Origin of the sequence: Rhodoferax ferrireducens (assembly GCF_003347515.1) — a bacterium.
Classification (GTDB): domain Bacteria; phylum Pseudomonadota; class Gammaproteobacteria; order Burkholderiales; family Burkholderiaceae_C; genus Rhodoferax.
The window spans coordinates 312427-333799 of the sequence record NZ_QEII01000324.1 but is presented as its reverse complement, the minus strand read 5'-3'; the positions used below and the strand labels follow the sequence as shown (position 1 = coordinate 333799).

Below are 21373 nucleotides of genomic sequence, written 5' to 3'. Positions count from 1 at the left end.
GCTAGAGGCCTATTTCTTATAAACTTTTCAGTATTTCAAAGCTGTCGATTTGCCCCAGAACACGCGGTAGGCATACACGGTGTAACCAACAATCACCGGCAGCACCACCACCACGCCGTAGAAAATAACCAGCAGCGCTTCGGGTGCGCTGGCCGCCTGCCAAAGCGTGATGCGGTCCATCACCAGCCACGGAAACAGGCTGTAGGCCAGACCATAAAACGACAACAAAAACACACCGACCGTGCAGGCGAAAGGCACGGCCGCACCGTATTGGTTGTCCTGCGCCAGCCGGGTCGGCAGGCGTTTCAGGCTGCGCGCCATGACCCAGAACAGCGCCATAGTCATCGCCGGAATCGGCAGCAGCATCACCAGATTCGGAAAGCTGAACCATTTCTCGAAAATGTGCGGACTGACCAGCGGCGTGGCCAGCGAGATGGCCGCCACACCCGCCGCCGTGAACCACAGGCTGCCCTGCGCCCAGCGCACCGCCTTGAGTTGCAGCACCCCTTCGGTTTTCATGATCAGCCAGCCGGCGCCGAGCAGGCAATAAGCCGCCACCAGGCACAGGCCAATCAGCGCGCTGAACGCCTGGCTCCCCCCATCGCCCTTGAAGCCGGTGATCAAACCGCCCAGCATGAAGCCCTGCGACCAGCCGGCCAAGAGCGAGCCGGTAAAAAAAGCCCGGTCCCACAGCGGCTTGTGTTCAGCCCGGGCCTTGACCCGGAAATCGAAGGCCACGCCGCGCAGGGTCAGCGCCATCAGCATCAGCGCCACCGGCAGATAGAGCGCGCCCAGAATCACCCCGTGCGCCAGCGGGAAGGCCACCAGCAACACGCCAACGCCCAGCACCAACCAGGTCTCGTTGGCATCCCAGAACGGGCCGATGCTGGCGATCATGGTGTCTTTCTGCGCCACGTCGTCGGCCCCGCGCAGCAGCACGCCAACGCCGAGGTCGTAGCCGTCCAGAATCACATAGGCCAGCATGGCTAGCGCCATCACCAGTGCAAAAGCCAGCGGCAGCCAGCCGGCGGCCTGGCTCAGATCGGGAATCAGGTCAAGCATGTTGTGCTCCCGGAGCGGTGGGTTGGGCATTGGCAACACCTTCTGTGTTCAGCGCCTCGTCGTTCAGGCCGGCTTTTTTGGCCAGGTGAAACACCACGCTGATATAGGCCGACAGCAGACCCAGGTACAGCGTGAGATAGAGCGCCAGCGTCAGTGCAATATGGGGAGCCGGCACTTTGGACGCCGCTTGCGCCGCCGTCAACACCCCCTGCACCAGCCAGGGCTGGCGACCAATCTCGGTGGTGTACCAGCCGGCAATCAGCGCCACCCAGCCGGCGAAGGTCATGGCCACCAGCACGCGGGCCAGCCAGGGCTGGATCGAGCGCTGCCCGCGGGTCTGCCAGACACCGAGCCAGCTCACCGCCAGCATCAGCATTCCGACGCCGACCATGGTCCGGAACGCCCAGAACACCGGCGCCACCGGCGGATGCTGGTCGCCGAATTCCTTGATGCCCTTGACCTCGCCATTCCAGTCGTGGGTGAGGTAAAACGAGGCCAGCTTGGGCACGGCAATCTCAAACCGGTTGGACTGCGTGGTCGCGTCCGGCAAGCCAAACAACACGGCGGGCGCGCCGCGTTGCGTCTCCCAAATGCCCTCCATCGCCGCAATCTTGGCCGGCTGGTGCTGCAAGGTGTTCAGGCCATGCATGTCGCCCACCACGATCTGGATTGGAATGAGCAAAGCGGCGATATAAATGCCGGTGCGCAGCGAGGCCTTCACATCCGCCCCGCGATCCTGTTTGAGCCAGCGATAGGCGCTGATGCCGGCCAGCAAAAACGCCACCGTCAGCCCCGAGGCGATCAGCATGTGGGTCAGACGGTAGGGGAAGGACGGGTTGAAAATGACCTCGAACCAGCTGGTCACATGGGCCTGGCCATTGATCATCTCGAAACCGGCCGGCGTGTGCATCCACGAGTTGAGCGCCAGAATCCAGAACGCCGACAAGGTGGTGCCGGCCGCCACCAGGAAGGTGGCCAGGGTATGCACCCCTTCACTCACCCGGCCACGGCCGAACAACATGATGCCCAGCATGGTGGCTTCCAGGAAGAACGCGGTGAGCACCTCGTAGGCCAGCAGCGGCCCGGCCACATTGCCGACCGTGGTCATGAAGCCGGGCCAGTTGGTGCCGAACTGAAAACTCATGGTGATGCCGCTGACCACGCCCAGCGCAAACGTGAGGGCAAATATCTTCACCCAGAACTGGTAGGCGTCCATCCAGTGCGCCTGGCCGGTGGCCACAAAGCGGGTCTTGAAAAACAACAGCACCCAGCCCATCGCGATGCTGATGGTCGGGAACAGAATGTGGAAGGACATATTGGCCGCAAACTGGATGCGGGCCAGCAGCACCGGGTCAAAGGCTTCCATTTTTCACCTCGCTGACTTGAAGGGTCGTTTCTGGATCGCGGCGCTCAGTCGGCGGGGCGACGGAGACGGGTGCTTCGGCGGCGGACGTGAACACCTGTTTCACCCGGTCGGTGATCTCCAGCAGCTTTTGCACTTTGGAGCCCATTTTCATCAGGCTGGCCAGCGTGGCTGAGTCCATTTTCTGCACATCGTCGAGCCAGTCGGTCATGCGTTCGATGAATTCGTGCATCTGTTTCATGCGCGCCTGGGCATGCACATCTTCCGCCACGCCGGGCTGCTCCATCAGCGCATCGCGCAGCATGGTGAGCGTGGGATCGATCTCGCGTTTGCGCCGCTCCGCCGCCAGGGTGCGGAAAATCGCCCACACGTCTTCTGGGGCCTGAAAATATTCGCGCCGGTCGTTGGGCTGGTGCTGCAGGCGCACCAGATTCCAGGACTGCAGTTCTTTCAGGCCCATGCTGACGTTGGAGCGCGAAAAGCCCAGCGCCTCGCCCACTTCGTCGGCATTGAGGGGTTTGGCCGACACGTAAAGCAAGGCATAAATTTGCCCCACGGTGCGGTTGATGCCCCAGCGGCTGCCCATTTCACCAAAGTGCAGGACAAAACGCTGGGTCAGCGGAGGCAAATTCATAACGTGCTTTCTTCTGAGTTTTCAGTATTTTCTGAAATTACAGGAACTAGCACATTCAAAGATAAATAACCTTGACTTGAAACAAAGGTTATTCGCCTATCAGCCCCGACAGAAGTGGCGGGATGCTGCTGTTGCCAGGAGAAAAGTTAAGCCGACGCTTTGATAGGCTTCAAGCCGACTGACACATCGCCACATTGAGCCCGATGGCGCAGCGCATGTTCCATCACCACCAGCGCCAGCATGGCCTCGGCAATCGGCGTGGCGCGAATGCCGACACAGGGGTCGTGCCGGCCTTTGGTGATGACCTCGGTGGACTGGCCCGTCACGTCGATCGACTCGCGCGGCGTGATGATGGAACTTGTAGGTTTGACGACGATGGACACTTCCAGGTCTTGCCCGGTCGTGATGCCGCCCAACACGCCGCCAGCGTTGTTGGAGCGGAAGCCTTCCGGCGAGAGCGAATCGCCATGGGTGGTGCCGCGTTGCGTGACGCTGGCAAAACCGGCGCCAATTTCCACCCCTTTGACTGCGTTGATGCCCATCATGGCGTAGGCAATGTCGGCGTCCATCTTGTCAAACAGGGGCTCGCCCAGGCCCACCGGCACGTTGGACGCCGAGACGCGAATGCGCGCGCCGCAGGAGTCGCCGTCCTTGCGCAAGGCGTTCATATACGTTTCCAGCGCCGACACGTCCGCGATGGGGGCAAAAAACGGGTTGCCGGGCACAAAATCCCAGGACTCAAAGTCGATGGACAGCTCGCCAATCTGCGTCATGCAGCCGCGAAACACCGTACCGTATTTCTCCGCCAGCCATTTTTTGGCCACGGCGCCCGCCGCCACCATGGGCGCAGTGAGGCGCGCGGAGGAGCGACCACCACCGCGCGGGTCGCGAATGCCGTATTTCTGGAAATAGGCGTAGTCCGCGTGGCCGGGGCGAAACGATTCCAGGATGTTGCCGTAGTCCTTGCTGCGCTGGTCGGTGTTCTTGATTAGCAGGCAGATCGGCGTGCCGGTGGTCTTGCCCTCGTAGACACCGGAGAGGATTTCGACCGCGTCGGGCTCGTTGCGCTGGGTTACGAACTTGGAGGTGCCGGGTCGGCGCCGGTCCAGATCGGGCTGGATGTCGGCTTCGCTGAGAAGCATGCCCGGCGGACAGCCGTCAATCACGCAGCCAATGGCCGGGCCGTGGGATTCACCAAAGTTGGTGACTGCGAAGAGATTTCCGAAGGTGTTGCCGCTCATGGGCTGGATTATCCCAGACCGCGATGCACCAACAAACCCTGTGGCTTTGCACCTTTATCAAAACGGCGCACCTTCTTCGCACCTTCGTAAAACCAGCAGGCACCAAAAACAGGCACCGATCAGAACTCCGCCTCCAACTCGTCGATTTCATCCGGCTCGGCTTTGGCTGCGGCCACCCACTCCTGCATGGCGGGCAAGGCCATGATGTGCTGGGCGTAGGCGATGCAGATTGGGTCCAGCGGCACGTCATAGGTCAGGAATCGGGTAATGACCGGCGCATACATGGCATCGGCCACGCTTGGCTGTTTGCCAAACAGGTAGGGGCCGCCGTAAGTGCTCAGGCAGTCTCTCCAAATTTCCAGCACGCGGTCGATGTCGGCCTGCGCCCGTGACCAGACTTTGAAGTCGGGAAAATGCGCCTTGATATTCATCGGCAGCGACGAGCGCATCGACGCAAAGCCCGAATGCATCTCGCCGCAGATAGCGCGGCAATGGGCGCGTGCCTTGATATCCGCCGGCAGCAGCTGCGCCTTGGGCTTGATCTCGTGGAGGTATTCGGCAATCGCCAGGGTGTCCCAGACCTTCACGCCCTTGTGTTGCAACGACGGCACCAGCATGCTCGACGAGAGCAGCAGCATTTCGGCCTTCATGGCCGGGTCGTCGTGCGAGATGACTTCTTCGGTGAATTCAAGGCCGGCGAGCCGGGCCAGCAGCCAGCCGCGCAAGGACCAAGCTCCGTAATTTTTGCTGCTGATCGTCAGGACGGCTTTGGCCATGAGGGATGCTCCTTGATTGGGGAAACTTGCCTGTTTCCGAGCAGCAAGGGTTGTGCCAACTCGGGCATGAAATTATTGAACTGGCCCACAACTTGCGTTGCCTCAAATATCCGGGTCACGAGCTCGTTTTTTGTGAGGAAAGTCATGCTTTATCAGGCCTATCAAACCCAGTCCGACCTGATGTCGCCCTTGCGCCAGCTGGCCCAAAGTGGCAGTGCCGCCCTCTGGCTGGAGAACACCGAAGGCAGCGTGCTGCGCATGCTGTCGGCGTCGATGGAAGTGTTCTCGCGCATGCGGCTCACACACGCGCGCCCGGCCTGGGGCATCACGTCGGTGAAGGTGGGTGAACGCGAGCTGGCGGTGAGCGAAGAAAACATTCTCAGCCTGCCGTTTGGCACCCTGCTGCGCTTCAAAAAAGACACGCCGGCTGACCTGGTGCACCAGCCGCCGGTGCTGCTGGTGGCCCCGCTGTCTGGCCACTTTGCCACACTGCTGCGCGAGACCGCACGCACGCTACTGCAGGACCACGATGTCTATATCACCGACTGGCATAACGCCCGCGACGTGTCACTTGAGCACGGCGCCTTTGGCCTGGACGATTACATCGACCACATGATCCGCTTCACCGAGACCATTGGCCCCGGCACCCATGTGGTCGCCGTGTGCCAGCCCTGCGTGGCGGCACTGGCGGCCACGGCCATCATGGCGGAAGACAACCACCCGGCGCAGCCGCGCAGCCTGACCCTGATGGCCGGCCCGGTGGACTGCCGCGTCAACCCCACCGGTGTGAACCAGCTGGCCACCAGCAAACCGATCGAGTGGTTTGAGAAAAACCTGATTTGCCAGGTGCCCCCGCCCCACGCGGGCCAGCAGCGCCGCGTCTACCCCGGCTTCATACAGCTCAGTGCGTTTCTGAGCATGAATCTGGATCGCCACAAGAAATCATTCAAGGACATGTACCAGCATCGGGTGGCAGGCGACCTCGACAAGGATGACATCCTGCGGGTGTTCTACGACGAGTACCTGGCTGTCAACGACCTGCCCGCTGAGTTCTACCTGGAAACGGTCGAAAAAGTATTCCAGACCTACGACCTGCCGCGCGGAAAGTTGACCTACAAGGACCGCATCGTCAACCCCGCCGCCATTCGCCACACCGCCTTGATGACGGTCGAGGGCGAACGCGATGACATCTGCGCTGTGGGTCAAACCGTGGCCGCGCAAGACCTGTGCACCGGCATTCGCCCCTATATGAAAACCCACCACATCCAGACCGGCGTGGGGCACTACGGTGTGTTCAGCGGCAGAAAGTGGAACCTGCAGATTTACCCGCGTGTGCGGGAGATGATTCACGCCAGCATGGGGTGAATGAGAAGGGCGCTCGCCTCAGAGCGTTTGCCCCTGCTCGGCCTCGTCGCCTTCGGGCCAGTCGCGGATGTAGGCCTTGAGCATCTTGTTCTCGAAATTCTGGCTGTCCACCACGGCCTTGGCGACGTCATAGAAACTAATGACACCCATCAGCATTTTCTGGTCCATGACCGGCATGTAGCGGGCATGGCGATCCAGCATCATGCGGCGCACCTCGTCCATGTCGGTCGCGGTGGTGCAGGTCAACGGCGCATCGTCCATGGCGGTGCGAACCACCGTGGCGCCAATGCTGCCGCCGTTTTTCACCACGGTCTTGATGACCTCGCGAAAGGTCAACATGCCGACCAGATCGCCGTGCTCCATGACCACCAGCGAGCCGATGTCCCGTTCAGCCATCAGGTCCAGCGCCCGTGACAGAGGCTCATCAGGGCTGGCCGTATAAAGTGTGCTGCCCTTGACGCGCAGAATATCGCTGACTTTCATGTATTTCTCCTCGTAACCGGTTAAAGACCTGCTATGACCTTTGGTAAACGAAATATAGCCCACAATAAGTCGATTCCCAAGTCCCCAAACAGTTAATGACATGGCAAAAGCCTGTCCGGCAAAACAAAGGAAATCCATGCCCGGCTATTCAGACCCCGGTTTTGACACGCTGGCACTGCACGCCGGTGCCGCACCTGACCCCGCCACCGGCGCGCGGGCGGTGCCGATTCACCTCACGACCTCCTTTGTCTTCGAATCCAGCGACCACGCCGCCGCCCTGTTCAATCTGGAGCGCGCCGGTCACGTTTACTCGCGCATCAGCAACCCGACCAACGCGGTGCTGGAGCAAAGGGTGTCGGCGCTGGAGGGCGGCATTGGCGCCATCAGCACGGCCAGCGGCCAGGCGGCGCTGCACTTGAGTATTGCCACCTTGATGGGCGCGGGCTCGCATATTGTGGCCAGCACGGCGCTGTATGGCGGCTCGCAAAACCTGCTGCACTACACGCTGCGCCGCTTCGGCATCGAGACCACTTTCGTGAAGCCCGGTGACATCGACGGCTGGCGTGCCGCCGTGCGCCCCAACACAAAGCTGTTTTTTGGCGAAACCGTGGGCAACCCCGGGCTGGACGTGCTCGACATCGCCACGGTATCAAGCATCGCCCACGAAGCCGGCGTGCCGCTGCTGGTGGACTCCACCCTCACCTCGCCCTGGCTGATCAAACCGTTCGAGCACGGCGCGGACCTGGTTTACCACTCGGCCACCAAATTCCTGAGCGGCCACGGCACGGTGATTGGCGGCATCGTAGTGGACGGCGGCAGTTTTGACTGGGACAAGTCGGGCAAATTCCCGGAACTGACCGAGCCGTATGCGGGCTTTCACAACATGGTGTTCAGTGAGGAATCGACCGTGGGCGCCTTCCTGCTGCGCGCCCGACGCGAGGGTCTGCGCGACTTTGGCGCCTGCCTGAGCCCGCATTCGGCGTGGCTGATTCTGCAGGGGATTGAGACCTTGTCACTGCGCATGGAACGCCACATGAGCAACACCCGCAAGGTGGTGGAATTTCTGGCCAGCCAGCCGTTTGTGGCACGGGTCGGCCATCCGCTGCTGGAAAGCCATCCCAGCCATGCGCTGGCGCAAAAACTGCTGCCGCGCGGGGCCGGCTCGGTGTTCAGCTTTGACCTGAAAGGCAGCCGCGAGCAAGGCAAAAAATTCGTCGAGAGCCTCAAGGTTTTCAGCCATCTGGCGAATGTGGGCGACTGCCGCAGCCTGGTGATTCACCCGGCCAGCACCACGCACTTTCGCATGAGTGACGAGGCCCTGGCCGCTGGCGGCATTACACAAGGCACGATCCGTCTGTCGATCGGGCTGGAAGACCCCGATGATTTGCTTGACGACTTGAAACGCGCCCTGAAAACCGCGGAAAAATCGACCGGGACCGCAGCATGAACTTCATCGTCAACGGCCACGACACTTATTGCTACACCGGCGGCAAGGCGTTTGACGCCGCCAAGCCGACCCTCATCTTCATCCACGGCGTGCTCAACGACCACAGCGTGTGGATTTTGCAAACCCGCTACCTGGCCCATCACGGCTGGAACGTGCTGGCCGTCGATCTGCCCGGCCACTGCCGCAGCGCCGGCGCGCCGCCTGCCACGGTGGAAGATGCCGCTGATTTTGTGATTGCACTGATGGACGCAGCCGGCCTGGAAAAAGCCGCCTTGGTCGGCCACAGCCTGGGCTCGCTGATTGCGCTGGAAGCGGCATCCCGTGCGCCACAACGCATCAGCCAGCTGGTGCTGGTCGGCACGGCGTTCCCGATGAAAGTGTCGCCGGCGTTGCTGGAATCTTCGCTGAACGAACCCACGCGCGCGCTGGAGATGGTGAATATTTTCTCGCGCTCTACCCTGGCGCCGCCGCCCTCCGCCATGGGGCCGGGCACCTGGGTCTATGGCGCGTCCCTGGCCTTGGGTCGCCGGGTGCTGGCCAGCAACACCAAGGTGAACCTGTTTCACACCGGCTTCAAGGCCTGCGACAGCTACACCCATGGCGAGGCGGCGATGGAACAAGTGTCGTGTCCGGTGCTGTTTGTGCTGGGCAGCGTGGACCAGATGACCCCGCCCAAAGCCGCCCAGGGCCTGATTCAGAAGGCACGCGATGGCCAAGTGGTGACCCTGCCCGGCGGGCATCAGCAGATGAACGAGACGCCCGAACCCATGCTGGCGGCGCTGACCGGGTTTCTAAAGCCGTGAACCTGCCAACTCATTTCAAGGGTATCGGCTGCGTGGCCGGCACCGGCACGGCCGTCACGCTGTTCTTCGGACTGCCCTCAATCAGTTTGTCGGAGTACACCAGGTAGACCAGCGTGTTGCGCTTGTGGTCGACCATGCGGACCACGCGCACATGCTTGAACAGAAATGAGGACCGGGCATTGAACACCTCCTCCTGCGTGGCGATCTTGCCCCTGAATGAGATCGGCCCGACCTGGCGACACGCCACCGAGGCGTCCGACGTATCTTCCGCCAGGCCCAGCGCGCCTTTGTAGCCGCCAGTTTTGGCATGTGACAAATAGCAGGCTACGCCGGCCACTTCGGGATCATCAAACACGTCGACCACCACCTTGTCGTTGGGACTCAGCAGCTTGAACGTGGTGCTGACGTCGCCAACGGTTTCGGCGCTGGCGCCAAGCAATGTGCAGAGCAAAACAAGGGAGATGACTATTTTTTTCATCAAAGCGCTTTCAGACAAGTTTGATTCGGAATGCTACTCTATTCATAGCGCCTGACGCAATGTAATAGAGGGCCAGAGGCTGGTTTTCCACAAATTTTCAGTCGTTGCCTCCTGCCGCAGCAGCAATTCGTCCAGCAGCGGCGCCAACGGGGTCGTGTCGGGGTTGGCCAGCAACACGTAACGCGCCGCTTCACCCGGCAACTCCTCCCGGAGCAACGCTATCCAATCCAGCGTACCCAGGATTTCCAGCACCGGCTCCAGTTGCAGCGCATCCACCCGCAGCCGTTGGGCCAACTGCTGCATGGTCAAACCCTTGATCTCGCTGGCACGCACGCGCTCCAGCTGCTGCAAGGTCTCCAGCGCCAGTTGAAACTGCAAGCCGTGCGAGCGGGCCCGGCGCTCCAGGCCGGTGAGCAGGCTGGGCAGGTAGGCGGTGATGACGGCGCCCAGCAACACAATCACCCAGGCCACGTAAATCCAGACCAGCAAAATCGGCACGGTGGCAAAAGCGCCATACACCACGGAATAGGTTGGCACCTTGCTCAGGTACACGGTCAGCACCTTCTTGGCCACCTCGAAGCCAGTCGCCACAAACAGGCCTCCGGTCCAGGCGTGACCCCATTTCACCTGGGTGTTGGGCACGTAGTGATACATGGCCGCCATGCCGCCGGCCATCAGGAAAAACTGCAGCATGTCGAGCAGCAGTTGCACCCCGCCCGGCATCGCACCGACCACGCCTTTGGAGGCAGAAATGACGTAGGAGGTGGTGGTCAGGCTGACGCCCAGCAACAGCGGCCCCAGGCTGACGGCAGACCAATACACCAGCACGCGCTGCCCGAACGGCCGGGGCTGGCGCACCCGCCAGATGCCATTCAGGGTGCGGTCGATGGTCAAAATCAAGGCCAGCGCCGTGACAAACAAGATAGCCACGCCAGCCACCCCCAGCTTGCTGGCCTGACCGGCAAACTGGGTGAGGTAGCCCAGCACCTGGCGCGCGATGTTGTCGGGTATCAGGCTCTCAATAAACCACTTCTGCAGCACCACCTGAAACTTGGCAAACATGGGGAAGGCGGTGAAAACGGCCAGTGCCACGGTGATAAAGGGCACCAGGGCAATGGTGGTGGTAAAGGTCAGGCTGCTGGCGGTCAGGCCGAGGCGGTCTTCGCGAAAGCGTTCGCGCAGGGTGAGCGCGGTGCTCTTCCACGGGAAGTGCGACAGGCTTTCCAAAAAAGCCTCAAGACGCAGGGCCAAGGTCTGGGATGGGGGGACGGGCAAACTCATGGCCGCTATGATGCCACTCCAATGAGTACGTCCATGAATACCGAAAAAAACACTGCGCCCCCTCTGGTCACCACGACCCGCATCCTGGCCGTGGGCAGTCTGCTCGGGCTGATCGTGCTGGGCCTGGCCTGGGAGTTGTATTTAGCCCCGATCCGGCCCGGCGGCTCCTGGCTGGCGCTCAAAGTGCTGCCCCTGTGTATCCCGCTGGCCGGGCTGTTAAAAAACCGCATGTACACCTACCGCTGGGTCAGCCTGCTGGTCTGGGTCTATTTCACCGAAGGCGCGGTGCGCGCCTACAGTGACAGACCACCGGGCAACTACCTGGCGATGATCGAGGTGGCGCTGTGCCTGAGCCTGTTCGTGGCCTGCGCGCTGCACGTTCGCCTGCGCCTGCAGGCCGCCCATTTAAGGAGCTGATGCCATGCAAACCCTGCTTGATGCCTTTCGTCGCATCGTTGGTGCCGCCCACGTCTACACCGACGGTGACCTGAGTGCCTGGGAACAGGACTGGCGCAAGCGCTCGCAGGGCAAAGCCCTGGCCGTGGTGCGGCCCGCCTCCACCGACGAGGTGGCACGGCTGGTGCAGGTCTGCGTCACCTACCAGGCCCTGAACCCGACCAGTGGCATCAGCATCGTGCCCCAGGGTGGCAACACCAGCCTGGCCGTCGGCGCCACGCCCGATGACTCGGGCCACCAAATTGTGCTGAGCCTGCAACGCATGAACACCGTGCGCAGCGTGGACGCGGCCAACCTGACCATGACGGTCGAAGCCGGCTGCATTCTGCAAAACCTGCAGGAACGCGCCGAAGCATCGAACTTGCTGTTTCCCCTGAGCCTGGCGGCCGAGGGCACGTGCACCATCGGCGGCAATCTGGGCACCAACGCCGGCGGCACCCAGGTGCTGCGTTTCGGCAATGCACGCGAGCTGTGCCTGGGCCTGGAAGTGGTCACGGCGCAGGGCGAGGTCTGGCATGGCCTGTCCGGCTTGCGCAAAGACAACACCGGCTACGACCTGCGTGACCTGTTTATCGGCTCGGAGGGCACGCTGGGCATCATCACCGCCGCCACCCTGAAGCTCTATCCCCTGCCGGTCTCCCAATTGACCGCCTGGGCCGCTGTGCCCTCGCTGGAACACGCGGTCCAATTGCTGGGGCTGGCGCACCACCACCTGGGCGCGGGATTGACCGGATTCGAAGCCATGGGGCAGTTCGCGCTGAGCCTGGTCGCCAAACACTTCCCGCAGTTGACGGTGCCCTTGCACCTGGATTCGCCTTTTTGCGTGCTGCTGGAAAACTCGACCCACGAATCCGAAGCGCAGGCGCGAACCCAGTTTGAACGCCTGCTGGAAATCGCGCTCGATCAGGGCTGCGTCACCGACGCGGTGGTGAGCGAAACCCTGTCGCAGGCCCGCCAGCTGTGGCACATCCGCGAAAGCATTCCGCTGGCGCAGGCACTGGAGGGCCTGAACATCAAGCATGACATCTCGATTCCGGTGTCCAGCATTCCCGATTTCGTGCGCACGACCGATGCCCTGCTGCAACAAGCCATTCCCGGCGTGCGCCTGGTCAACTTCGGCCATCTGGGCGACGGCAATCTGCACTACAACGTGCAGGCGCCCGAAGGTGTGGATGCGGCGGCCTTCTTAAACGACCATGAAGACCAGGTGAACACGCTGGTGTTTGATTCAGTGGCGCAATTCAGCGGCTCAATCTCGGCCGAACACGGCGTGGGCAGCCTGAAAGTCGACAAGCTGGAACACTACAAGTCGCCCGTGGCGCTGGACATGATGCGGGCGGTCAAGCGGGCGCTGGACCCCAGCAATCTGATGAATCCGGGGCGGGTGATTCGGCTGGCCTGAGCCACAATAAAATACAGTGCGACCGGCCGGCCTGTCCCAGATGCTTTTGGGGGCCGCCTGACCCGATTCCTGATCATCATTCAACATGCCGCTACCAACACCGACTCATCCCGTGCGCTCCCAATACGAGGATTTCATGCGCCATGTGGACACCCATGGCGTGTTCAAGGCCGACCGCACTGGCACCGGCACCAAGAGCGTGTTTGGCTACCAGATGCGCTTCGATTTGAACGAAGGTTTTCCGCTGGTGACCACCAAGAAGGTGCACCTGCGCTCCATCATTCAGGAACTGCTGTGGTTTCTCACCGGGTCATCGAATAACAACTGGCTCAAAGAGCGCGGCGTCTCGATCTGGGACGAATGGGCACGCCCGAATGGTGATCTCGGCCCGGTTTACGGCGTGCAGTGGCGCAGCTGGCCGACACCGGACGGCGGCCACATCGACCAGATCGCCGAAGTCATCAAGACGCTTAAGAGCAACCCCGATTCGCGCCGCCTCATCGTCAGCGCCTGGAATGTGGCCGATCTGGACAAGATGGCGTTGATGCCCTGCCATGCCTTCTTCCAGTTTTACGTGGCGCCCGCCGCCAACCCGGGCGAAAAAGCCAAACTCAGCTGCCAGTTGTACCAGCGCAGTGCCGACATCTTCCTGGGCGTGCCCTTCAACATCGCCAGCTATGCCCTGCTCACCCACATGGTGGCGCAGCAGTGCGATCTGGATGTGGGCGACTTCATCTGGACGGGCGGCGATTGCCACATCTACAGCAACCACCACGCGCAGGTGGACCTGCAGCTCAGCCGCACGCCTTTTGCCTACCCGACGCTCAACATCAAGCGCAAACCGGCATCCATCTTCGATTATGAATTTGAAGACTTCGAGGTCGTCGGCTACGAGTGCCACCCGGCCATCAAGGCGCCGGTGGCGGTGTGATCAGCCGCCGCCAGCTTTGGGCCCTGGTGGCCCTCACCCTGATGTGGGGCATCAACTGGCCGATGATGAAGCTCTCGCTGCGCGAGATCACACCGCTGTACTTCCGCGCCATCACCATGACGTGCGGCGCGCTATGGCTCTATGGTTTCTACCGTGCACGCGGTCTGCGCATGTGGCCGCGGGGCAGCGAGTGGCGCTCCGTCATCACGCTGGGCCTCCCCAATATTCTTGGCTGGCACACAGTGTCGATTCTGGGCGTCCAGGAACTGGCGTCGGGACGGGCCGCAATTCTGGGCTTTACCATGCCGATCTGGACCGTGCTGATTGGCGTCCTGTTTCTCGGTGAAAAACTGACACGCCGCGTGGCCTTTGCCGCAGTTGCGGTGGCCGTGGCCATCACGCTGCTGACCTCAACCGAGTTCACGGCCCTCTCGGGGCATCCGCTGGGCATTGTCTGGATGGAACTGGCGGCCGTGCTGTGGGCGGTCGGGACGCTGATGATGCGCCGCGCCCAACTGACGCTGCCGGTCGAGACGCTGACCGTGTGGATGATGCTCCTCAGCAGCCTGTGCCTGTGGGGCATTGCCGGCTTGGGCGAACCCTGGCCGACGTGGCAGTTTTCTACCCCCATGTGGGCCAGCCTGGTCTACGGTTCACTCATCAACTATGGCCTTGCCCAGATCATCTGGTCGGGCTTGGCCCGCAACCTGCCGCCCACCACGAGTGCCATGAGCGTCATGGCCGTGCCAATGGTCGGCACCCTGATGGCCACTGTCATCGTCGGCGAGTGGCCGCACTGGCAGGATTTTGTGGCTATCGTGTTTGTGATGGCGGCAATTGCTGCCGTGTTGATGCCACAACGTAGGCCAGAGAAAACCACATGAAACTGCACCTGATCTTTGCCCGCGCCGCCAATGGCGTGATCGGCAACAACAACACCCTGCCCTGGCGTTTGCCTGAAGACATGGCGCACTTCAAGCGCACCACGCTGGGCTGCCCGATCATCATGGGGCGCAAGACCTGGGATTCGCTGCCGCCCAAATTTCGCCCATTGCCCGGACGGCTCAACGTGGTGGTCACGCGCCAGCCGGACTGGCAGGCCGAAGGCGCACTGTGCGCGCATTCCTTGCCCGAAGCCATGGCGCTGTGCCCTTTGGAGAGCGATGCCTGGGTCATCGGCGGCGCCGAGATCTACGCCCAGGCCCTGCTACTGGCCAGCACGGCGGTGGTCACCGAAATCGCCGCCGACTTTGAAGGCGACGCGTATGCGCCGGAATTCGGGCCGGCGTGGACCGAGACCGCACGGGAACAGCACGTCTCGGCCACCGGTCTGAATTTCAGTTTCGTAACCTACCAAAAGAACACAGGAATTTAAATGTCAGGACATGGTTTTCACGTACACGGCCCGCACGACCACGAGCTGGAGCACGCCCAGCAAGGCGGCCACGGTGGCGAACACGGCGGCATGATCAACCAGATCGCGCTGTTCACCGCCATCATCGCCACCGTGGGCGCCCTTTTTGGCTATATGGGCGGCGCAACCCAGGCCAATGCCGGTTTGTACAAGAACAATGCGGCCATCAAGAAAACGGAAGCCTCCAACCAGTGGAATTACTTCCAGTCCAAGAGCACCAAACAATCGCTGGCCGAGCTGGCGCGTGATCTGGCGCCCGAGGACAAAAAAGCCATCTACCAGGGCAAGATCGATCGGTACGAGAAGGAAAAGAATGAGATCAAGGTTGTGGCGGACAAGATGGAACTTGACGCTACGCAGTGGGACAAGCAAAGTGATGAGCAGATGCACCAGCACCACCGCTGGGCACAGTCCACCACGGTGCTGCAGGTCGCCATCGCGCTGGCGGCGATTTCCCTGCTGACCAAGAAGAAATGGCTGGAGTACGCCATGTTTGGCGCAGGGGGCGTTGGCGTGGTGGTTGGGGTTATGGCAACGCTACATATTTAATAGCTATCTACGCATATAGGACATGGGCTAGAACCCGATTTAATCATGAAACTCGCAACATGGAACATTAACTCGCTGACCGTGCGGCTGCCGCAAGTGCTGGACTGGCTGGCGGCCAACCCGGTGGATGTGCTGGTGCTGCAGGAACTCAAGATGACGGACGACAAGTTTCCGTTTGAGGCCTTCACGCAGGCCGGCTATCACGCCCAGTGCTTTGGCCAGAAAACCTACAACGGCGTGGCCCTGCTGTCGCGCACGCCGGCCACCAACGTTGTCAAAAACATCCCCGGCTTTACCGACGACATGGCACGCGTCATCAGCGCGGATGTTGATGGGGTGCGGGTCATCGGTGCTTATTTCCCCAACGGTCAGGAACCGGGCAGCGACAAGTTTGAGTACAAGATGAGCTGGCTGAAGGGCTTGCGCGACTGGGTTCGGGCTGAACTCGTCACCCACCCCAAACTGGTGTTGATGGGCGACTACAACATCACCTTCGACGACGACGACGTGTGGGACCCGGTGGGCCTGAAGGACACGATCCACTGCACGGAAGAAGAGCGTTACCACCTGCGCGCCCTCATTGCCTTGGGCCTGCACGATGCCTTCCGGCTGTTCCCCCGGTCTGAGAAAAGCTACTCCTGGTGGGATTACCGCGACTTCGCCTATCGCCGCAACCATGGGCTGCGCATCGACCACATTCTGGTCAGCAATGCGCTCAAGCCCCTGGTAACGGGCTGTGTGATTGACAAGACACCACGCAAGAACGAACGGCCCAGCGACCATGCGCCCGTGGTCGTGGAGATTGTCGAAGCCTGACCTAGTTAGCTACTATTTTAATAGCTAACTACGCATATTGAACAAGGGTCAGAGCCCTATTTACTCTAAACCAAGTTCCTGAATCTTGCGGGTGATGGTGTTGCGGCCAATACCGAGTTTTTGCGCCGCCTCAATGCGCCGACCGCGCGTGGCGGCCAGGGCGGCCAGAATCAGCCGGGATTCAAACCGGCGCGTCAACTCGTCCCACACATCGTGCCGCCCGCTCGCCAGCAAGGCAATGGCGTCGGCCTCCAGACCCAGCTCCCAGTCGCCCGCGCTGGAGTGCGCCTGGGGCGCCACAACTATGGCGCTGGCCTGCGGCAAGGCAGTGGAGGCAACATAGGGCAGGTGTTCCACGGTGGGGTCCAGGGCGCTGGCGCCCATCGACAAAGAGCTGGGTACCTCGCTCAAACCACCCGTTGTAACCCCCACCTCGGGTGGCAAATCCTTGGGCTCGATCAGTTGCGCGGGCGCCATCACGGTCACCCAGTGACAGATATTTTCCAGCTGGCGCACATTGCCGGGAAAGCTGAAGTTGCTCAGCCACACCAGGGCAGCATCGGAAATCCGTTTGGGATCCACCCCGAGCTGGGCGGCACTTTGCTGCAGAAAGTGACGCGTCAGCATGGGCACATCCTCCTTGCGCTCGCGCAGCGCCGGCAAACGCAGGCGGATGACGTTGAGCCGGTGGAACAAATCCTCGCGGAATGCGCCGTCCTTGACGCGCTGCTCCAGATTCTGGTGCGTGGCGGCAATCACGCGCACATTGGTTTTGACGGCGCCGTGGCCGCCGACCCGGTAGAAATGGCCGTCGCTCAGCACCCGTAAAAGCCGGGTTTGCAGGTCAAACGGCATGTCGCCGATTTCGTCCAGAAACAAGGTGCCGCCATCGGCCTGCTCAAAGCGGCCACGGCGCATGGTCTGCGCGCCCGTGAAGGCGCCGCGCTCGTGTCCGAACAACTCGGATTCGAGCAAATCCTTTGGAATGGCGGCGGTGTTGATCGCGACAAAGGGGCCATTGGCGCGTGGCGAATGCTTGTGCAGGGCCCGCGCCACCAGCTCTTTGCCCGAACCGGACTCGCCCGTGATCATGACCGTGACGTTGCTCTGGCTCAGGCGACCTATGGCACGGAAAACGTCCTGCATGGCGGGGGCCTGGCCCAGCATCTCCGGCGTGTCGGCCATGCGTTCCTCGGCCACCTCCTCGCGCTGACTTTCCTCCACCGCCCGGCGAATCAGTTCGACCGCCTTGGGCAAGTCAAAGGGTTTGGGCAAGTACTCAAACGCGCCGCCCTGAAAGGCCGACACCGCGCTGTCCAGGTCGGAATAGGCGGTCATGATGATGACCGGCAGACCGGGGTATTTGGCTTTGACCTTCTCAAGCAGGTCCAGGCCCGAACCGCCCGGCATGCGAATATCGCTGACCAGCACCTGGGGCCCGTTGTCGTCGTTGGCGGCTTCCAGCGCGATCAGGACATCGCGTGGATTGGTAAAGCTGCGCGTCGGCAGGTTCTCACGCAACAGCGCCTTTTCCAGTACGAAGCGGATGGACTGGTCATCATCTACGATCCAAATCGGCTTCATATATTGGGGTCACCTCAGGTCAATGGTTATGGGAGCGGAATCAATATTTTGAAATCCGTGCGGCCCGGCACACTGTCGCACTCGATCAAGCCGTGATGCTGTTGCACAAAGGTTTGCGCCAATGTCAGCCCCAACCCCGAACCTCCTTCGCGCCCAGACACCAGCGGATAGAAAATGCGGTCTTTGATCGAGTCTGGTACACCAGGCCCGTTGTCAATGACATGCAATTCCAGTGCCAACCGGTAGCGCTGTTTGCCAAATGTGGTCTGCCGCGCAATCCGGGTGTAAAAAGTCAGGCACGCGTCCCCTTCCGCAATCTGTTCCACCAGGGCTTGGCAGGCGTTGTGTGCGATGTTGAGCACGGTCTGGATCAGCTGTTCGCGGTCACCACGAAACTCCGGGATTGAGGTGTCATAGTCGCGCACCACTTTGAGGCCCTTGGGAAACTCGGCCAGGATCAACGATCGCACCCGCTCGCAGACCTCGTGAATGTTGACGTCGCCCACCAGATGCGGTCGCCGGTGCGGCGCCAGCAGCCGATCCACCAGCGTCTGCAAACGATCCGCCTCGTGGATGATGACCTGCGTGTACTCGATGAGTTCGCGGGACTCCATCTCCATCTCCAGAAGCTGAGCGGCGCCGCGGATGCCCCCCAGCGGGTTCTTGATCTCGTGCGCCAGATTGCGGATCAGCTCCTTGTTGGCTTGGGCCTGCTCCGACAGGCGTTCTTCACGGTCTTGCCGGGCCTGCTGCTCCAGCGGCAGCAACTCCACAATGATTTCGTCCGCCTTTTCGGTCTGCGTCACGATCACGTGCACGGGCAGCGGGTCGTGGTTCAGTCGCTTCAGCCAGGCGTCGTAGCGCAGGGCCGCAAACTCATTGCCGCCCGCGCCCTGCAATGCATTTTGCAGATGGGATGGCTCGGTAAAGTTATCGGGGAAGTGAGACCCCACAATGGCCCGCCGCGAGATGCCCAAGGCATCTTCCAGCGCGGCATTGGCAAACAGGACGGCGCCATTGCCGTGCACCACCGCGACCAGCGTGGCCAGCAGATCAAACGAGTGAAATCGCACGGCCGCCGAAGCGGCACGAGGTGTGGGCGCGGCGGACGACGCGTTAGAGGGGGGTGTAGGTTTCTTCAAGCCGCCTATTTTGCCGCAGCGGCGGCCGGAACGCGCCCGAGTTCACGGCGGATGCCGGCGATATCGCTTTCATTGCGGGCCAGGCTGGCCTTGAGCTCAGCCACGCGGTCCAGGTACTTCTGGTGATTGCGCGCCTCGCCACCGATTTTGTCCGGCTCGCCGTTGTTGTATTCCTTGAGCAACTCGACCTGGCGGGCCTCGGCCTTCTTCAGCTCGGCTTCCAGAATCTGGCGGGTATCCGAGTCGCGCGCCTTCTGCTCAGCGGCGTCCACGCGCTGGCCGCCCGAAGATGTTGCCGCCGGGCGTGGCGATGCCGAAGCGGCTGGACGGGTGCCCTGCACCACGGTCACATTGCCGCCCTCCATGAGCTTGCAACCGTGCGTCTTGCCACTGGGCACCGTATTGGTGTACTCATTGCCGCAACGGTAAATCCGTTCCTGGGAATAACTGTTGGCGGCGAAAAAGCTAGCCAACAAGGGAATCAATAAAGCATATTTCATACGTTTTCCACGCGTCAAAGAAGTGCATGGATAAGCTTGGCAGTATGCGCTAGTTGCATGCGCGATAAAAAAATTTCAAGATTCTGAAAACAAAAAAAGGACGGCTTTCGCCGTCCTTTTTATGGCACAAACTGCAATGGAATACAGGCGGTGCCTCGCTTTTTACAGCGAATAGTACATATCGAACTCAATCGGGTGTGTCGCCATGCGCAAGCGCGTCACTTCGCCCATCTTGAGCTCAATGTAGGCATCCAGCATGCTGTCGGTGAACACGCCACCCTTGGTCAGGAAGCCGCGATCCGCGTTCAGGCAATCCAGCGCCTGGTCCAGGCTGTGGCACACGGTTGGCACTTTGGCATCTTCCTCGGGCGGCAGATGGTACAGATCCTTGGTCGCGGCTTCGCCGGGGTGGATCTTGTTTTCCACGCCGTCCAGGCCAGCCATCATCAAGGCCGCAAAACCCAGGTAAGGATTCATCAGTGGATCAGGGAAACGCGCTTCAATGCGGCGACCCTTGGGGTTGGCCACATACGGAATGCGGATCGAGGCCGAGCGATTTTTGGCCGAGTAGGCCAGCTTCACCGGGGCTTCGTAGCCAGGCACCAGACGCTTGTAGCTGTTGGTACCCGGGTTGGTGATGGCGTTCAAGGCACGGGCGTGCTTGATGATGCCACCGACGTAGTACAGCGCGAAGTCCGACAGACCGGCATAGCCGTCGCCGGCAAACAGGTTCTTGCCGTCTTTCCAGATTGACTGGTGCACGTGCATACCGGAGCCGTTGTCACCGACGATGGGCTTGGGCATGAAGGTGGCGGTTTTGCCGTAGGCATTGGCCACGTTTTGCACCACATACTTGAGAATCTGCGTCCAGTCGGCGCGCTGCACCAGGGTGCTGAAGCGGGTGCCGATTTCATTCTGGCCGGCGCCTGCCACTTCATGGTGGAACACTTCGACCGGAATGCCCAGCGATTCGAGAATCAGGGACATTTCAGCACGCATGTCTTGCGTGCTGTCCACGGGTGGCACGGGGAAGTAGCCGCCCTTGACCGTAGGACGATGGCCGCGATTGCCGCCTTCGATTTTCTTGCCGGAGTTCCAGGGCGCTTCGTATTCATCGATCTTGAAGAAGGTGCCCGACATGTCGGTGTTCCAGCGCACGTCGTCAAAAATGAAGAATTCCGGCTCAGGACCGAAGTAGGCGGTATCGCCGATGCCGGAGGCCTTGAGGTAGGCTTCAGCGCGCTTGGCGATGGAGCGTGGATCGCGGTCGTAGGCCTTGCCGTCGCTGGGCTCGACCACGTCGCAGCTCAGGAACATCGTGGTTTCTTCAAAAAACGGGTCGATATTGGCCGTATTCGGGTCAGGCATCAGCTGCATGTCGGAGGCTTCAATGCCTTTCCAACCGGCGACGGACGAACCGTCAAACGCATGGCCCGAGGTGAATTTGTCTTCATCAAAATGGGAAACAGGCACGGTGACATGCTGCTCTTTGCCACGGGTATCGGTGAAACGAAAGTCAACAAACTTGACTTCGTTTTCTTTCACCATCTTCATGACGTCTGCGACGGTCTTGGCCATCAAATACTCCTATTGGATCGTTGTTGAAAAAGTTACCTACCAGCGAACGCAGTTTTTGTGCCAAGACC

At 61.1% G+C, this 21373-nt stretch carries 22 protein-coding genes; 10 read left to right on the top strand and 12 right to left on the bottom strand.

All coding sequences use genetic code 11. The features are described 5' to 3' along the window. Positions 1-27 precede the first annotated feature (27 nt). The 5 genes from C5P05_RS32100 to C5P05_RS32080 form a co-directional block, all read right to left on the bottom strand. Positions 28-1062 carry a cytochrome d ubiquinol oxidase subunit II gene (locus C5P05_RS32100; RefSeq protein WP_114973923.1) on the bottom strand — a complete coding sequence of 345 codons (1035 nt, stop codon included), beginning with the start codon at positions 1060-1062 and terminating at the stop codon, positions 28-30. After that, positions 1055-2428, bottom strand: a complete 1374-nt coding sequence (locus C5P05_RS32095; protein ID WP_114973922.1) for a cytochrome ubiquinol oxidase subunit I — start codon at positions 2426-2428, stop codon at positions 1055-1057. The genes C5P05_RS32100 and C5P05_RS32095 overlap by 8 nt, the downstream gene beginning before the upstream one ends. Beyond that, positions 2415-3059: a GbsR/MarR family transcriptional regulator gene (locus C5P05_RS32090; RefSeq protein ID WP_114973921.1), complete on the bottom strand. Its 645-nt coding sequence runs from the start codon at positions 3057-3059 to the stop codon at positions 2415-2417. Before C5P05_RS32090 ends, C5P05_RS32095 begins: the two co-directional genes overlap by 14 nt. Before the next feature lie 146 nt (positions 3060-3205). Continuing rightward, the gene (aroC, locus tag C5P05_RS32085; RefSeq protein WP_114973920.1) at positions 3206-4300 is read right to left on the bottom strand and encodes a chorismate synthase; all 1095 of its coding nucleotides are present in this window, start codon (positions 4298-4300) and stop codon (positions 3206-3208) included. Between the two features lie 119 nt (positions 4301-4419). Further along, a complete protein-coding gene (locus C5P05_RS32080) occupies positions 4420-5076 on the bottom strand; it encodes a glutathione S-transferase (protein ID WP_114973919.1) in 657 nt (218 codons plus the stop codon). A gap of 144 nt (positions 5077-5220) precedes the next feature. On the opposite strand from C5P05_RS32080, the gene C5P05_RS32075 reads away from it, so the two are divergent. Then, entirely contained in the window at positions 5221-6441 is a 1221-nt protein-coding gene (locus tag C5P05_RS32075; protein ID WP_114973918.1) for a polyhydroxyalkanoate depolymerase, read from the top strand. Between the two features lie 18 nt (positions 6442-6459). Here C5P05_RS32075 and C5P05_RS32070 read toward each other — a convergent pair whose 3' ends face one another. Beyond that, positions 6460-6924 carry a CBS domain-containing protein gene (locus C5P05_RS32070; protein ID WP_114973917.1) on the bottom strand — a complete coding sequence of 155 codons (465 nt, stop codon included), beginning with the start codon at positions 6922-6924 and terminating at the stop codon, positions 6460-6462. Between the two features lie 136 nt (positions 6925-7060). Here C5P05_RS32070 and C5P05_RS32065 point away from each other — a divergent pair, with 136 nt between their 5' ends. Together C5P05_RS32065 and C5P05_RS32060 are read left to right on the top strand one after the other, a co-directional pair. After that, a complete protein-coding gene (locus C5P05_RS32065; RefSeq protein ID WP_114973916.1) occupies positions 7061-8371 on the top strand; it encodes an O-acetylhomoserine aminocarboxypropyltransferase in 1311 nt (436 codons plus the stop codon). Beyond that, a complete protein-coding gene (locus tag C5P05_RS32060; RefSeq protein ID WP_114973915.1) occupies positions 8368-9174 on the top strand; it encodes an alpha/beta fold hydrolase in 807 nt (268 codons plus the stop codon). The genes C5P05_RS32065 and C5P05_RS32060 overlap by 4 nt, the downstream gene beginning before the upstream one ends. 10 nt (positions 9175-9184) lie before the next feature. Here the strand turns inward: C5P05_RS32060 and C5P05_RS32055 are convergent, their stop codons facing one another. Continuing rightward, complete coding sequence (locus C5P05_RS32055; RefSeq protein ID WP_114973914.1) at positions 9185-9652, bottom strand: CreA family protein; 468 nt, start codon at positions 9650-9652, stop codon at positions 9185-9187. Positions 9653-9694: 42 nt separating this feature from the next. Then, on the bottom strand, positions 9695-10933 hold the full coding sequence (locus C5P05_RS32050) for a YihY family inner membrane protein (RefSeq protein WP_114973913.1): 1239 nt from the start codon (positions 10931-10933) through the stop codon (positions 9695-9697). Positions 10934-10966: 33 nt separating this feature from the next. On the opposite strand from C5P05_RS32050, the gene C5P05_RS32045 reads away from it, so the two are divergent. The 7 genes from C5P05_RS32045 to xth all read left to right on the top strand — a co-directional run bounded on the left by C5P05_RS32045 (position 10967) and on the right by xth (position 16501). Further along, positions 10967-11350, top strand: coding sequence for a DUF2069 domain-containing protein (locus C5P05_RS32045; RefSeq protein ID WP_114973912.1), 384 nt, complete (start codon positions 10967-10969; stop codon positions 11348-11350). Between the two features lie 4 nt (positions 11351-11354). Next, on the top strand, positions 11355-12791 hold the full coding sequence (locus C5P05_RS32040; protein WP_114973911.1) for an FAD-binding oxidoreductase: 1437 nt from the start codon (positions 11355-11357) through the stop codon (positions 12789-12791). Positions 12792-12876: 85 nt separating this feature from the next. Continuing rightward, on the top strand, positions 12877-13722 hold the full coding sequence (locus C5P05_RS32035) for a thymidylate synthase (RefSeq protein ID WP_114973910.1): 846 nt from the start codon (positions 12877-12879) through the stop codon (positions 13720-13722). Beyond that, positions 13686-14606 (top strand): DMT family transporter, encoded by a 921-nt coding sequence (locus C5P05_RS32030; protein WP_232834748.1) that lies wholly within the window; start codon positions 13686-13688, stop codon positions 14604-14606. The genes C5P05_RS32035 and C5P05_RS32030 overlap by 37 nt, the downstream gene beginning before the upstream one ends. Then, a complete protein-coding gene (locus C5P05_RS32025) occupies positions 14603-15097 on the top strand; it encodes a dihydrofolate reductase (RefSeq protein ID WP_114973909.1) in 495 nt (164 codons plus the stop codon). Before C5P05_RS32030 ends, C5P05_RS32025 begins: the two co-directional genes overlap by 4 nt. Beyond that, positions 15098-15685: a DUF4337 domain-containing protein gene (locus C5P05_RS32020; protein ID WP_114973908.1), complete on the top strand. Its 588-nt coding sequence runs from the start codon at positions 15098-15100 to the stop codon at positions 15683-15685. Between the two features lie 45 nt (positions 15686-15730). Next, positions 15731-16501 (top strand): exodeoxyribonuclease III, encoded by a 771-nt coding sequence (gene xth / locus C5P05_RS32015; RefSeq protein WP_114973907.1) that lies wholly within the window; start codon positions 15731-15733, stop codon positions 16499-16501. Positions 16502-16561: 60 nt separating this feature from the next. On the opposite strand, the gene ntrC is transcribed toward xth, so the two are convergent. The 4 genes from ntrC to glnA all read right to left on the bottom strand — a co-directional run bounded on the left by ntrC (position 16562) and on the right by glnA (position 21305). Further along, positions 16562-18085: a nitrogen regulation protein NR(I) gene (gene ntrC / locus C5P05_RS32010; protein WP_114973906.1), complete on the bottom strand. Its 1524-nt coding sequence runs from the start codon at positions 18083-18085 to the stop codon at positions 16562-16564. Positions 18086-18111: 26 nt separating this feature from the next. Continuing rightward, complete coding sequence (glnL, locus tag C5P05_RS32005) at positions 18112-19236, bottom strand: nitrogen regulation protein NR(II) (RefSeq protein ID WP_114973905.1); 1125 nt, start codon at positions 19234-19236, stop codon at positions 18112-18114. Next, positions 19233-19727, bottom strand: a complete 495-nt coding sequence (locus C5P05_RS32000; RefSeq protein WP_114973904.1) for a hypothetical protein — start codon at positions 19725-19727, stop codon at positions 19233-19235. The genes glnL and C5P05_RS32000 overlap by 4 nt, the downstream gene beginning before the upstream one ends. 162 nt (positions 19728-19889) lie before the next feature. After that, positions 19890-21305, bottom strand: a complete 1416-nt coding sequence (glnA, locus tag C5P05_RS31995) for a type I glutamate--ammonia ligase (protein WP_114973903.1) — start codon at positions 21303-21305, stop codon at positions 19890-19892. Positions 21306-21373 lie beyond the last annotated feature (68 nt).

What these genes read in the sequence shown, in the direction of transcription:
- C5P05_RS32100 (WP_114973923.1), bottom strand. Translation starts at nt 1,062, where the DNA reads ATGCTTGACCTGATTCCCGATCTGAGCCAGGCCGCCGGCTGGCTGCCG.
- C5P05_RS32095 (WP_114973922.1), bottom strand. Translation starts at nt 2,428, where the DNA reads ATGGAAGCCTTTGACCCGGTGCTGCTGGCCCGCATCCAGTTTGCGGCC.
- C5P05_RS32090 (WP_114973921.1), bottom strand. Translation starts at nt 3,059, where the DNA reads ATGAATTTGCCTCCGCTGACCCAGCGTTTTGTCCTGCACTTTGGTGAA.
- aroC (WP_114973920.1), bottom strand. Translation starts at nt 4,300, where the DNA reads ATGAGCGGCAACACCTTCGGAAATCTCTTCGCAGTCACCAACTTTGGT.
- C5P05_RS32080 (WP_114973919.1), bottom strand. Translation starts at nt 5,076, where the DNA reads ATGGCCAAAGCCGTCCTGACGATCAGCAGCAAAAATTACGGAGCTTGG.
- C5P05_RS32075 (WP_114973918.1), top strand. Translation starts at nt 5,221, where the DNA reads ATGCTTTATCAGGCCTATCAAACCCAGTCCGACCTGATGTCGCCCTTG.
- C5P05_RS32070 (WP_114973917.1), bottom strand. Translation starts at nt 6,924, where the DNA reads ATGAAAGTCAGCGATATTCTGCGCGTCAAGGGCAGCACACTTTATACG.
- C5P05_RS32065 (WP_114973916.1), top strand. Translation starts at nt 7,061, where the DNA reads ATGCCCGGCTATTCAGACCCCGGTTTTGACACGCTGGCACTGCACGCC.
- C5P05_RS32060 (WP_114973915.1), top strand. Translation starts at nt 8,368, where the DNA reads ATGAACTTCATCGTCAACGGCCACGACACTTATTGCTACACCGGCGGC.
- C5P05_RS32055 (WP_114973914.1), bottom strand. Translation starts at nt 9,652, where the DNA reads ATGAAAAAAATAGTCATCTCCCTTGTTTTGCTCTGCACATTGCTTGGC.
- C5P05_RS32050 (WP_114973913.1), bottom strand. Translation starts at nt 10,933, where the DNA reads ATGAGTTTGCCCGTCCCCCCATCCCAGACCTTGGCCCTGCGTCTTGAG.
- C5P05_RS32045 (WP_114973912.1), top strand. Translation starts at nt 10,967, where the DNA reads ATGAATACCGAAAAAAACACTGCGCCCCCTCTGGTCACCACGACCCGC.
- C5P05_RS32040 (WP_114973911.1), top strand. Translation starts at nt 11,355, where the DNA reads ATGCAAACCCTGCTTGATGCCTTTCGTCGCATCGTTGGTGCCGCCCAC.
- C5P05_RS32035 (WP_114973910.1), top strand. Translation starts at nt 12,877, where the DNA reads ATGCCGCTACCAACACCGACTCATCCCGTGCGCTCCCAATACGAGGAT.
- C5P05_RS32025 (WP_114973909.1), top strand. Translation starts at nt 14,603, where the DNA reads ATGAAACTGCACCTGATCTTTGCCCGCGCCGCCAATGGCGTGATCGGC.
- C5P05_RS32020 (WP_114973908.1), top strand. Translation starts at nt 15,098, where the DNA reads ATGTCAGGACATGGTTTTCACGTACACGGCCCGCACGACCACGAGCTG.
- xth (WP_114973907.1), top strand. Translation starts at nt 15,731, where the DNA reads ATGAAACTCGCAACATGGAACATTAACTCGCTGACCGTGCGGCTGCCG.
- ntrC (WP_114973906.1), bottom strand. Translation starts at nt 18,085, where the DNA reads ATGAAGCCGATTTGGATCGTAGATGATGACCAGTCCATCCGCTTCGTA.
- C5P05_RS32000 (WP_114973904.1), bottom strand. Translation starts at nt 19,727, where the DNA reads ATGAAATATGCTTTATTGATTCCCTTGTTGGCTAGCTTTTTCGCCGCC.
- glnA (WP_114973903.1), bottom strand. Translation starts at nt 21,305, where the DNA reads ATGGCCAAGACCGTCGCAGACGTCATGAAGATGGTGAAAGAAAACGAA.